The 14,341-nt window shown below is 38.8% G+C and carries 3 protein-coding genes and 1 pseudogene; all 4 read right to left on the bottom strand.

Annotated features, from left to right (window positions below; all coding sequences use genetic code 11):
- A pseudogene (locus PVV63_RS08950) lies at positions 1-2,639 on the bottom strand (hypothetical protein); the annotation flags it as partial.
- Positions 2,640-3,844: 1,205 nt separating this feature from the next.
- The gene (locus PVV63_RS08945; RefSeq protein ID WP_273791569.1) at positions 3,845-7,393 is read right to left on the bottom strand and encodes a YadA-like family protein; all 3,549 of its coding nucleotides are present in this window, start codon (positions 7,391-7,393) and stop codon (positions 3,845-3,847) included.
- A gap of 1,227 nt (positions 7,394-8,620) precedes the next feature.
- A complete protein-coding gene (locus PVV63_RS08940; RefSeq protein ID WP_273791568.1) occupies positions 8,621-8,821 on the bottom strand; it encodes a hypothetical protein in 201 nt (66 codons plus the stop codon).
- A gap of 463 nt (positions 8,822-9,284) precedes the next feature.
- On the bottom strand, positions 9,285-14,312 hold the full coding sequence (locus PVV63_RS08935; protein ID WP_273791567.1) for a Vomp family autotransporter: 5,028 nt from the start codon (positions 14,310-14,312) through the stop codon (positions 9,285-9,287).
- Between the last annotated feature and the right edge of the window lie 29 nt (positions 14,313-14,341).

The raw sequence follows: 14,341 nt of genomic DNA, 5'->3' as shown, positions 1-14,341 counted from the left end.
GGAGCTGTCCATGTGCCACCTTCATACTTAGCTTTACCACCTAAAGATTGCGCAACACCGCTCCCTAGAGCATATAGCTGATTGCCCGCTACAGCATCACTTGAGTCTTTAGTTATAGACCCATTGGAAAGCGATGTTATCTTGCTGCTTGCCTTCTCTTCACCATGCGTCGCTACAAAAGCATGTGCAGTGTCGCTCCAATTCAAGGAATCACTCTTTGCTTCAGCAATATCTTTGCTAATTTCATCCTTAATATTCGTGATAGAATTATTCACATTCGCGAAAGAAGTTCCTACACCAGCAAACGCTGTTGCTACATCATGATACTCTTTATCTTCTGTTTTGCCATCTTCTTTCACGCTCTTAACCGCGAATGTAGGCGCACTCCAAGTTCCATTCTCATACTTAGCTTTACCACCTAAAGACTTCGCAACACTGCTCCCTAGAGCATATAGCTGATTGCCCGCTACAGCATCACTTGAGTCTTTAGTTATAGACCCATTGGTAAGCGATGTTATCTTGCTGCTTGCCTTCTCTTCACCATGCGTCGCTACAAACGCATGTGCAGTGTCGCTCCAATTCAAGGAATCACTCTTTGCTTCAGCAATATCTTTGCTAATTTCATCCTTAATATTCGTGATAGAATTATTCACATTCGCGAAAGAAGTTCCTACACCAGCAAACGCTGTTGCTACATCATGATACTCTTTATCTTCTGTTTTACCATCTTCTTTCACGCTCTTAACCGCGAATGTAGGCGCACTCCAAGTTCCATTCTCATACTTAGCTTTACCACCTAAAGACTTCGCAACACCGCTCCCTAGAGCATATAGCTGATTACCCGCTACAGCATCCGTTGACGTTCTACTAATGTCTCCATTTTTAAGAGACGTAATCTTACTGTTCTCTTTACTGTCCCCATGCGTCGCTACAAAGGCATGTGCAGTGTCGCTCCAATTCAAGGAATCACTCTTTGCTTCAGCAATATCTTTGCTAATTTCATCCTTAATATTCGTGATAGAATTATTCACATTCGCGAAAGAAGTTCCTACACCAGCAAACGCTGTTGCTACATCATGATACTCTTTATCTTCTGTTTTGCCATCTTCTTTCACGCTCTTAACCGTGAATGTAGGCGCACTCCAAGTTCCATTCTCATACTTAGCTTTACCACCTAAAGATTTTGCAACACTGCTCCCTAGAGCATGAAGCTGGTTACCCGCTACAGCATCCGTTGAGGTTCCACTAATGTCTCCATTTTTAAGAGACGTAATCTTGCTGTTCTCTTTACTGTCCCCATGCGTCGCTACAAACGCACCTTTAGCTTTATCCCACAACAACGCGTCAGCCTGAGCAGTGCTAATTTCATTGGTAATCTCTTTATGTAAATCCGTGAAAGAAGTGCCTACGCCGGCAAACGCTGAAGCCACATCTGTATAGCTCTCCTCACTCTCAGTACCATCAGATTTTACTGTTTTAACCGTGAACTTAGGTTTGCTCCATTTGCCATCCTCATACTTAGCACCACCACCTAAAGACTGCGCAACTTTATCACCTAGAGCATAAAGCTGGTTACCCGCTACAGCATCACTTGACGTTCTACTAATGTCTCCATTTTTAAGAGACGTAATCTTGCTGTTCTCTTTACTATCCCCATGCGTCGCTACAAAGGCATTCGCCGTTTGGCTCCAGATTAAAGAAGCACTTTTTTCACCAGCAATTTCTTTGCTAATCTCATTTTTAATATTCGTGATAGAATCACCAACACCGGCAAATGCAGACGCGACACTGTCATAAGTCGAGTCAATAACGTCACCATCAGAATTGAAGCGCTTAACCTTGAATGTAGGAGCAGTCCACGTGCCATTCTCATACCTAGCGTTACCACCTAAAGATTTTGCAACTTTATCACCTAGAGCATAAAGCTGGGAACCATTAACGGCATCGGTTGACGTTTTTGAGAGCTCACCAGGAGAAATATCCACAAGACGCCGTGTCTCACCTTCACTATTCCGAAAAGTTACTACAGTTAATGATGAGGTAGGAGCAAAAGTTAACATCTTTTCATCATCCGCTCGAGTTAGTCCACTGGGTAAGCTTCTTAAAAGAGGAAAGCTGCCTGTGTTTTCATGCCTATCATCACTTTGATATGGATTATCTTGTTTTCCCCCAATAGCATGGGGTTCCTTTATCTCAACAATCTGATGATTTAAACTTGTGGAAACACTCTTCACGCCAGAAAATGCATCAGCAACACTTTTATAACCTTCTACATTCTTATAACCTTCCGTACCTGCAAATGCAGCATCAAAAGCAGCTTTAGTCTGAAACTTAATATTAAGACTTAAGTTCTTGGGGGCATCCTCCCCCTCCACAAATGCAGAGCCACTATCTCTATACAATTTACTGCCAACTACGTAGGCTGGCGGAATAGCTTTAAGCGCATTTGTACCACCACTAAAGTCGTTTGATATGTTATTTAAAATCTGAGTAGCAGCAGCAACAGGAGAAACATTTGATAAAAATATAATCACTGAAGCCAATGAAAGCGCTTTAATAAAAAGCCATCGATAAAACGAGCAAGAATTTTTACAATCATTCACCACTAGCGCTTTTGGTGTGGTATATAATTTTTTCATAACAAATTCTCCAAATAAGAAATACATATTTAGAACATTAAAAAGTCATATTTCAGTGCTAGGGGTGATTAACGACGTGATTTTTGTTTGTTCTCTATAAAGTTTGAGTTTGCCGCAGAGGCAAACAGAAGTAATTAGAAGTCCGGCAAGGGTGTGATGGACGTTGATTAAAGGTTTGGTTAATGGGTTTTTTATTTTTTCCGCTTTTAAGAAGGATGTTTTTTTTGCAACAAAACTCCTGAATGAGGGTGAAAAACGGATATGAAGAAGACGTACTTGCGCCCTATTGTTAGATCTGCGGTTTATAGTTTTTAAAGTAAAAGAGTTCATTTTGTATAATTAAGAGGCTGTAATGTTTATTAGGGGAAAAGGTTAAGTTGTTGGCTGAATGATTTAGAGTACTTGTTGTGAAATCACTACGCTTTTATCGCGGGGGTAAGAGGTATACTCTTGAGCTTTAGATTTTTTCTCTCAAAGAGCTTCAAAATAAAATGAAGGTGATTGTTTGTTTTTTTCATAATCCGTCGCGCCCCCCTTGCGAGCATCTTTCTGTTTTTACCAAAATGAGTCTTACTAAAGAATATTTCGCGATGTTATAGACTATTGCGTAAAATAGCAAGAGGAAAATGAATTTAATTATTTTTACAGAATGAGTCTTTCCGATTTATACAATCGTAAAATATCCTTATAACTTTAAAATTCATAGATTCCATGCACTATAGACTTGTCTAGAGGTTCTGTTTAATCGTTCGTTTTAGGTGTCCCATTTTGATCAAAATGAGTCTTACTAATAATTGCCGCTGTTGCGTACCTCATGATTGCTACTGCTATGCACAGAGCAAATAAATAAAATAATAATAATACGATTTTTGATTTTTTTAAACGTATCCCCCCAATGGATATTTTCTATCAATGAAATTATAGAACGTACAGTTTTAAAATACTGTGCGATTACGCACTCTATCAATTTATATGAGAGTATTACGCTGTATTTATAAAATTTTTGTTAAAGTAATTCACTTTTTACTAAAATCAATCTCACTAAGATTATTACTATAGAATACCTTGTTATAAGACTTTATAAGTATACTACTCTATGGACTTCTCTGTAAAATATTACTTCTCTATAATATAAAATTTCGCCCTTGTCTGATGAGACAAGGGCGAAACTTCGCTTAAATTGTAGTTTTTCATATTCTCTGGTGTTATTTTAATTTCAGAGTTATTCCACCACCTACACCCCACTGACCGCCAGCACTGGTTGCTGATAGATTAGAACGAATCTTGCCATCTTCAGATGTATAACCTGCACCAATCGCAAAGGCAGATTGTCCACGCCAAAAACCACCACCAAATGAAACACTCACAGATCCTGGGTCATCGAAGTAACGTAAGTTAGAGACTGCCAAACCAATCGCTGCTGCTTGCCTTGCCTCTTTGCGCACATTCGTAATATCATAACTTAGTGCGTCAAACTTCATATCGGTATAGGATTTCGCCGCATTAACACCATTATCGACTTGTTCTTTAGTATACCTTTTCGCACTTTCAAGAGTAATCTCCATCTGCTCCGCGGTATGATCGTATAACTGACCACCATTCACTGCGTCCTTAGAGCCATGTTCAATTTTTCCACCTTGAACATTCGTAATCAAAACAGGCTCACTGTCATCGACACCTTTTAGAGTGATGCTATTGATTTTCTTTCCGCTATCATCGGTATCATAGCTAACCGCAACATTCACCTTTTTTTCAACTTCTGTTACCCTGCCTGTAACGTCGGTTACATTTTTTTCAACTTTATCCACCCTGCCTGTCACGTCGGTTACCCTGTTATTCATCTGCGAAAACTGACTGTCAGTCACCTCATAAGTTGACTTTTCTAAAATTTCACTAGGAGCAACAGTTACCGTGGTTGAATTATCCGCCTCATCTATGGCGCTTTCTTCCTCATCTATGGCAAGAGGTAAGCTTCTTAGAAAACGTGCGCTTCTCATAAAAGGAAAGCCTTTTGAAATAACATCCGAAGGATCACCATCTTGTGGTTTATCCTCTGTTACACCAATACCAAGGCCATTCTTCATATCAACAACCTGATGATTTAAACCTGCCAAAGCACTATTAACGCCAGCAAATGCATCCGCGACATTAGTATACTCTTTATCAATCTCATTCCCGTCCTTATCAAAGGCTTTAACTGTGAAAGTCGGAGCACTCCAATTTCCACCTTTATATCCAGAACCACCACCGAAATAAGTAGCAATCTGGTTGTTTATCGAATAGAGCTGAGAACCGGTTATAGCATCAGTCGACGTTTCTGAAATCTCACCAGCAGCAATATCAAAAAGACGCCGGCTTTCACCTTCACTACTCATAAAACTTACTTGTTTTAATGGTGATTTAGGAGCAACAGTTATCGTAGTTGGAACCTTCACATTACCTGAAGCACTAGGTAAGCTTCTCATAAAAGGAAAGCCTTCTGAAATAATATCCGAACTATCAGTTTGAGAGGGCTTATTTCTTTCTTCAATACCAGGCTTACTCTTTATCTCAACAACCTGATGATTTAAACCTGCCAAAGCACTATTAACACCAGAAAACGCATCTGCAACATTAGTATAGTTTTTCTCAGTTTCATTACCATCCTTATCAAAGGCTTTAACTGTAAATGTAGGAGGTGACCATTTTCCCGCTTTATCATATCCAGCACCACCGCCAAAATAACTTGCAAATGCCTGAGTCATAAGATAAATCTGACCACCATTTACTGCTTCGGTCGATGTTGCCGTAAATGCACCCCCTTTAACACCAGAGAGAACTCGTGGAAAATTAATACCGTTTGCAATATCTATTCTATCACCACCCTTGTCTCCACCAATCGTAATAAGCCCAGCGCTATTTTGCTTAACAAAACTATCACCTGTCACACTTTCGATCTTTTGATTAAGATTCGTAAAAGAACTACTTACACCAGAAAGCGCTTCCCCAACATTCTTATAGTTCTTTTCAGTCCCACTACCATTTTTATCAAAAACCTTAACTGTAAAAGTAGGAGCATTCCAATTTCCATCTTTATCATATCCAGCATTATCACTAAAATAACTAGCAACTACATTGCTCATGGCATAAAATTGAGAGCCATTTATCGCATCAGTCGATGTTGCTGTAATCGAACCAGCCTTAACACCCGCAAGAGTCCGTGCCACATTATCAACATTCGCGATATTTACCCTGGCCCCACTTACTTTTCCACCAATGGTAATAAGTCCGGTATCATCTTGCTTAACAAGATTATCACCTGTCCCATCAATGACTATATTCTCAATCTTTTTATCAAGATTTGTGAAAGAACTACTTACGCCAGTAAAGGCATCCGCAACATTCTTATAGTCCTTTTCAGTTCCATTACCATTTTTATCAAAGACTTTAACTGTAAAAGTAGGAGCACTCCAGTTTCCATCTTTATAGCCAGCACCACCGCCAAAATAGCCTGCAACTACATTGCTCATGGAATAAAGTTGAGAACCATTTATCGCATCAGTGGACGCTGCTGTAATCGAACCAGCCTTAACACCCGCAAGAGTCCGAACTGCATTATCAACGTTTGCAACGCTTACCTTAGTTCCACTTACTTCTCCACCAATGCTAATAAGTCCCGTATCATCTTGCTTAACAAGACTGTTACCTGTCGCATCAATGACTATATTCTCAATCTTTTTATCAAGATTCGTGAAAGAACTACTTACGCCAGTAAAGGCATCCGCAACATTCTTATAGTCCTTTTCAGTTCCATTACCATTTTTATCAAAGACCTTAACTGTAAAAGTAGGAGCACTCCAGTTTCCATCTTTATAGCCAGCACCACCGCCAAAATAGCCTGCAACTACATTACTCATGGAATAAAGTTGAGAACCATTTATCGCATCAGTAGACATTGCTGTAATCGAACCAGCCTTAACACCTGAAAGAGTCCGAACTGCATTATCAACGTTTGCAATGCTTACCTTAGTTCCACTTACTTCTCCACCAATGCTAATAAGTCCTGTATCATCTTGCTTAACAAGACTATTACTTGCCACCTTAATATTTTCAATCTTTGCATCAAGATTCGTGAAAGAACTACTTACGCCAGTAAAGGCATCCGCAACATTCTTATAGTCCTTTTCAGTTCCATTACCATTTTTATCAAAGACCTTAACTGTAAAAGTAGGAGCACTCCAGTTTCCTTTTCTATCGTATCCAGCACCACCACCAAAAGAGATCGCAGTACTGATGCCTTGGGAAAAAAGCTGAGAACCATTGACTGCATCATACGAGATTGGCGAAACCCAACCATCAGCAACACCAGTAAGAGTCCTCAATCCATGAGAGCTATTTGCGATAGTTATTCTATTGCCACCTACGTCCGCACCAATTGTAATAAGTCCTGATGCATCTTGCTTAACAAACTTATCATACCTAGTTTCAGCGACATAATTCTCCAAACCATACAACGCAGAACCAACATCTCTATATATTTTACCGTTAATTATATAGGTTGGCGCAATACTTTTACGTATATTTGTACCTCCACCAAAATACTGCGCTACATTACCCCAAAGATCACAAGCAAAAACAGGAGAAGCACTTGATAAAAAGGCAGCTACTGACACTAATGAAAGCGTTTTAATAAAAGGTAATCGATAAGACGAGCAAGAATTTTTTAAATTACTCACTGCTAGTGTGTGTGGTGTGGTATATAATATTTTTTTCATAATAAATCCTCTAAGTAAAAAAAACATATTGAAAACATTAAAAAGACATATTCCGGTGCTACTAAGCTCTAGAGGTAGTTTTTTCTTGTTTTATAAAAGATTAGGGTTGTCATAATGCGGAAGAGGACTATCTAAGATATCAATGAGGTTGTAGTCCACCTTGATTGATAGTCCGATTAATAAGGTTTATTTTCCCCTTTTAGGGGGGATTTTCTTTCTGTAGCAGAGCCTTTAAATTTAAAGGCGAAGAAAGGTGAAAGAAGTGTAGAAAAAACATGTTTGCGCGCTATTATTAAGTGTTGTGTGTTTAAGAGGCAATAAAGGATGTTTATTGCGCAAGGGAGTTAAGTTATTTGTTGAGTAATTTAGAGCGTTTTTTGTAGGGTTATTGTGCTTTTGTCGTGAAAATAAGCGAGATACCCATGAGTTTTATATTTGTATCTCTTAAAGCTTTTTGAGATCAGACGATTGTGATTTTGTAATTTTTCCATAACTTACCGCACCCCGCTTTGCGAGAAGATTTCTAGTTTCTTTTAATTAATTTTTCGCACTCTATACAGATTATTAAAAAATAGCAAGGAAAAAATAATTTAATTATTTTTTTATATTTTTATATAATGCGTCTTTCTGATTCTTGAAATAATTCAAGAATTCATAGCCTCATTGTTTACACTTTAGGCTTTTATAAAAGTGCTGGTGCATCGTTATGCTTTAAATATCCCTGTTGTGATCAAAGTGAGTCTTACTTAATCATTCCCGCTGCTACATACAAAGAAAATAATAAAAATGGAAAAAATGAGATTTTTTATTTCTTTAAGCATACCCCCTAGTGGATATTCCTATTAATAAAATTATAAACTGTACAGTTTTAAAATATTGTGCGATTACGCGTGCTCTATTAATTTATATAAAAACATCACTCTGCATTTGTAATTTTTTTTGTTAAAATGCTTCACTGTAACTAAAATTAGTCCCACTAAGATTATTATTACAGAATACATTGTTATAAAACTTTACAAGTATACTACTCTATGAGTTTCTGTGTAAAATATCACTTCTTTATAAAATTTTTACCCTTGTCTGATGAAACAAGGGCGAATGCGTTTTTTATTATTAATGCAGTGTTAAGTTTACTCCTGCACTTAACCCCCTGTAACCTCTTGCACTCGTGACAGATATATTAGAGCGAATCTTTCCATCTTCTGACATATAAACGGTTCCAATAGCTCAAGCCAATCGACTACGCCATAAACCACTACCAAAACAAAGACTTAAAGACCAAAGGATATTAAAATAACTTAAATTCGATACTTCTAAACCAACAGAGGATGCCTGTCTTGCTTCTTTCTGAGCTGTCTTAATATCACATCTTAATGCTTCAAATTTTGTATCCGTGTAAGATTTTGCATCATTAACAACATTACTCATTGCATTATACTATGGATTCAGAAAAACATTTATCTATATATTTTTTCGCATCATTAAAAACTGTCTTAATCTGCTGCTCACTGTCATGTAATTGATCACCTTTTATAGCATTATACAATCCAATAATAATCTTATCAGCAGTAGAATTATGCAAAATAAAATACCCCCTATCTTGTCATAAAAAACAATGCTGCATTCATTAATAATATTATTACAATATATATATCTCTTATAAGGAAAAAACTCTCTTAAAAATAAATATCGATTACTCAAATAATTCCTGTTGGAGATGATAAATGATTTTTTCATATAAAATTTCATAATAAAAAATATATTTTTACTCGAAATACGCCCTTATCTTCTATTACTATTCATTTATGATGAAAATAACTTTCCTTCTCTTTAAATGGCACATGTGACGCATTTGATAAGAGAAGGAAAATTTATTTCGAATTTTCTATTGTTAATTCAGTGTTACCCTAAATCCAGCACCTACCCCCCAATGTCCCCCAGAACTCGTTGCAGATACGTTAGAGCGAAATCTTCCATTTTCAGACATATAACCAGCACCAAGAGCAAGTGCAGATTGACTGCGCCATACACCCGTACCAAATGAAAAACTTAATTTTCCCGGTGTATCGTCATAGCTTAAATTAGATACTGCTAGACCAATAGCAGCAGCTTGTCTTGCTTCTTTCCGAACATCCTGAATAGCATAATTCAACGTCTCAAACTTTATATCCGTATAGGATTTCGACTCGTTAACAGCATCATTGACAAGACCACTAACTTTCTCATCCGTATACTTATTGGCATCTTCAAGAACTATCTTCATCTGCTCTTCAGTATAATCATGCAACTGACCGCCATTAACAGCTTGCTGAGAACCTGTTGCAATCTTGCCTGCCGCTACATTGTCTATCATAACAGGTTCGCTGTCATTGCCTCCTACTAACGTAATGCTATTGGTCTTTTTCCCATCACTATCTTTATCATAGTTAACAACGCCATCCGTTACGGCTACTTCAATATCTTTCACATGTTGATCTATCGTATCTACTTTGTCTTCAACCTCTTTTACCCTCTCATTCGTGCTCCAAAGCTGACCACCATTAACAACTTCTTGCGAACCTTCTTCTATCTTACCATCCAATACATTCGTAATCTTACTCGACTTACCATCATGCTTCGCATCATACGCGCCTTCTTCTTCATTCCAATTCAAACCATTGCTCGCCACACTCTTCTCAACATCATGAATACGGTCGTTGATACTCGTCATACCATCACTGACACCATCAAAAGCTCCTGCTACATCATGATAAATCTTCTTTTCTGACGAACTACCATCAGAATTGAATTGTGCAACCTTGAATTCCGGAGCCCTCCATTCGCCACCTTCATAGCTAGCTCCTCCTCCTAAATACATCGCTAGCGTCTGATGCAAGGAATAAAGCTGATTGCCCGTAATCGCCTCTGTCGAACCTTCAGAAATATCGCCATCTAAAACTGACTTCAGTTTGCTCTTACTTCTTTTATCTCCCTTCCCATGAAGCGCTACAAACGCACTGTCTTCATCACTCCACAACAACGCATTCTGCTCAATATTGTCTGAAATCTCATTATGAAGCTTTGTAAATGAATTGCTTACACCGGCAAACGCTTCAGCAATATTGGGATAGCTATGCTCTTCTGGACTACCATCATCATTAAATGTCGTAACTTTGAAAGTAGGTGCTACCCATTGACCATCTTCATAGTGAGCGCCACCACCAAAATAAGTCGCTAGCGTCTGATTCAAGGAATAAAGCTGAGAACCATTCACTGCTTCTGTCGAGCCTTCAGAAAGTGTTCCAGCTTTCACGCCAGAGAGACTACGTGCATCACCATTCATATTTGCAATTGTGATTGCACTACCCTCTTTTTCACCACCTATCTTGATTACCTTCGTAGCATCATCCTGCTTAACAAGACTATCTCCTACAACTCTATTAATCTCATTCTGAAGCTCTTTATGAATATTCGTGAATGAATTCCCTACACCTGCAAACGCTTTAGCAACATCATCATAGCTCTGCTCTTCAACAGCACTACCATCCTCATTAACGGTCTTAACTTTGAAACTTGGAGCTCTCCATTGACCTTCCTTATATTCAGCGCCACCACCTAAAGATTTAGCTATATTCGTAGCTGTTGTTTCAAGATTGTTTGACACACTGCTTACATTTTGATTGGTCGCAAAAAGCTGTGAACCATTCACTGCATCACTCGATGCTTCCGAAAGCGTTCCTGATTTCACACCAGAAAGGATCCGTGCAGCACCATCAATATTCGAAAGCTTAACTTCTGTACCACTCTTTTCACCCCCTACACTAATAACATGTGTCTTTTCATCTTGCTTAACAAGACTATCTCCTACAACTTGGTTAATCTCATTCTTAAGCTCTTTGTGAATATTTGTGAATGAATTCCCTACACCTGCAAATGCTTTGGCAACATCATCATAGCTCTGCTCTTCAACAGCACTGCCATCTTCTTTGACAATCTTAACCTTAAAGCTTGGAGCACTCCATTGACCTTCCTTATATTCAGCGCCACCACCTAAATAAGATGCAACAGTCTTATTCGTATCAAAAAGCTGAGAACCATTGATCGCATCACTTGAGCTTGCAGAAACCTCTCCATTGGAAAGAAACTTAATTTTACTGTTGCCTTTCCCAGCACCCTCTCCATGTATCGCTACAAACGCATTATCTTCATCACTCCACAACAACGCATTCTGCTTAATATTTTCAGTAACCTCCGTGTTGTTTTGGGTGAACTCTTTTTGAAGATTCTCAAAAGATGTTCCTACACCAGCAAATGCTTCCGATACATTATCATACTTCTTCTCTTCAACTTTAGTACCATCCTCATTAACGGTCTTAACTTTGAAACTTGGAGCTGTCCAAGCGCCACCTGCATAACTAGCATCACCACCTAAAGACTGCGCAACACTGTTACCTAGAGCATATAGCTGATTTCCTGCTACAGCATCGCTTGAGCTAGCAGTAATGTCACCATTTGCAAGCGACGTTATCTTGCTGTTGGTCTTCTCACCGTCTTTTCCTCCATGCGTCGCTACAAACGCCTCTGCGTCCTTATTCCACAACAGCGCATCGCCTTGAACTTCCTGAGTAATATTCGTGACTTTGTCATTAAAGTCTTTAACCACATTCGTGAAAGAATTACCAACACCTGAAAGAGCTTCTGAAACACTATCGTACTCAGCTTCTTCTGATGTGCCATCTTCTTTAAGGTGTGTAACTTTAAATCTAGGCAACAACCATTGATCTTTCTCATACTTAGCATCACCGTTTAAGTACGATGCAAGATCTTTTCCTAAGGAATAAAGTTGGGAGCCATTTACTGCATCTGTCGATTCTTTCGTAATATCTCCTGCCGCAAGGAACTTAATCTTGCTGTTTGTCTTTGCACCATCTTTTTCTCCATGCAAGGCGACAAAAGCACCATCAGCCTTGCTCCATGATAAAGAATCTTGTGCAACTCCTTCTGAAACTTCCTTAATACGAGCGTTGATAGTGCTCATGCTGTCATTAATGTCATTAAACGCACCTGCAACATTATTACTGCTCTTCTTATCACCTTTCGTACCATCATTGCTGAAAGTCTGAATTTGGAAATCCGGATCTTGCCATTCGCCTTTCTCATTATAACCAGCACCTCCACCAAAATAGCCAGCAAACTGTTTTTGCAGATCATAAATCTGTCCACCCGTAATCGCATCACTCGAGCCTGATACTATAGAGCCAGCTGCAAGTGATGTAATCTTACTCTTGCTTTCCTTCTCTCCATGCGTCGCTACAAATGCCTCTGCGTCCTTATCCCACAACAGCGCATCGCCTTGAACTTCCTGAGTAATATTCGTGATGTTTTCAGTAAGTTCATTAAACTTATTCGTTAGGTTGCTATTTACATTCTTGAAATTCGTATCAATGCTTTCAATGGCTAAACCAACATCACTATAGGATTTTTCTACTTCCTCGCCTTTTGCATCAACACTGGATAATTTATAGGTTGGACCCGTGAAAGTACCATCTTTAAAGCTTGTACCTCCACCTAAGTATTCCGCAATATCCTGAGAAACCTTAGAAATCTGACCGCCATTAACCGCATCATGCGAATTCTCACTAATCTGACCTTCGGCAACATTATGCAAACCAACAGATGCAGAACCCTTACCTTTACCCAAAGTCACACTCGCATAATTAGTGATGCCATTATCACCATCTTTTTTATCATAGTGAACAACAGCCGATTCATCAGACTGAAGATTGTTAGAAAGCTTCTCTAAACTTTTATCAAGTTGCTCTTTGTTGACTGCTTCATTATTCTTCGTTGCTTCCTTCACACCGGAAAGTATTCTATCCCCTTTGTCTTTATTTGCGATATTGATTTCACTGCCTTCTACTTCTGTACCAATATTGATAACTTTTGTCTTTTCATCCTGCTTGGCAAGGCTATCACTGACAACATTAGTAATTTCATTGTTAATCTCTTTGCGAACATTGGTGATGGAAGCACCAACTCCAGCCAATGCCTCCGCTACAGTTTTATATTCCTTATCTTCAACATCACTACCATCACCTTTGACAGTTTTAACTTTAAAGCTTGGAGCACTCCATTGACCTTCCTTATATTCAGCGCCACCACCTAAATAAGTTGCAACATTGTCCCCTAAGGAATAAAGCTGACCACCTGTAATTGCGTCCCTTGAATCCTTAGCAATATTACCTTCGGCAACATTATGAAGTGCAACTGGTCCTGCATCCTTACCTTTACCTAAAGTCACACTCGTGTAATCAATGCCGCCATTATCACCATCTTTTTTATCGTAATGCACAACAGCTGAATCATCAGACTGAAGGCTGCTGGAAAGATCCTTCAGACTTTTATCAAGCTGCGCTTTATTGACTGCTTCATTGTCATTCTCTGCTGCCTTAACACCAGAAAGTGTCCGATCTACTTTGTCTTTATTTGAAATATTGAGTTCTGTACCTTCTACTTCTGTACCAATATTGATAACTTTTGTCTTTTCATCCTGCTTGGCAAGGCTATCACTGACAACATTGGTTACATCATTATGAACATTCGTGATAGAACTCGCAACACCAGCAAATGCTTCCGCTACACTATTGTAGCTTTCCTCACTTTCTTTACCTTCCGCATCAACTGTCTTAACCTTAAAACTTGGTGCTTTCCATTGTCCATCTTTATCATAACCTGCTCCTCCACCAAAATACGTCGCAAATGTCTGATTCATTGAATAAAGCTGATTGCCCGTGATCGCTTCTGTCGAACCTTTAGAAATTTCTCCATCTAATAGAAACTTTAATTTGCTGTTTTCTTGTTCCGCTATAACTTGACCATCTTTCTCTTTGTTCTTTACATGACGCGCCACAAAGGCATGCGCGTCATCGTTCCACAACAAAGCATTCTGCTCAATGGTCTGCGTAAGTT

The sequence above is a fragment of the Bartonella sp. CM31XJBT genome, assembly GCF_028618555.1.
Classification (GTDB): Bacteria; Pseudomonadota; Alphaproteobacteria; order Rhizobiales; family Rhizobiaceae; genus Bartonella.
The sequence above is the reverse complement of the archived record's forward strand: the minus strand, read 5'-3'. Positions and strand labels throughout refer to the sequence as shown.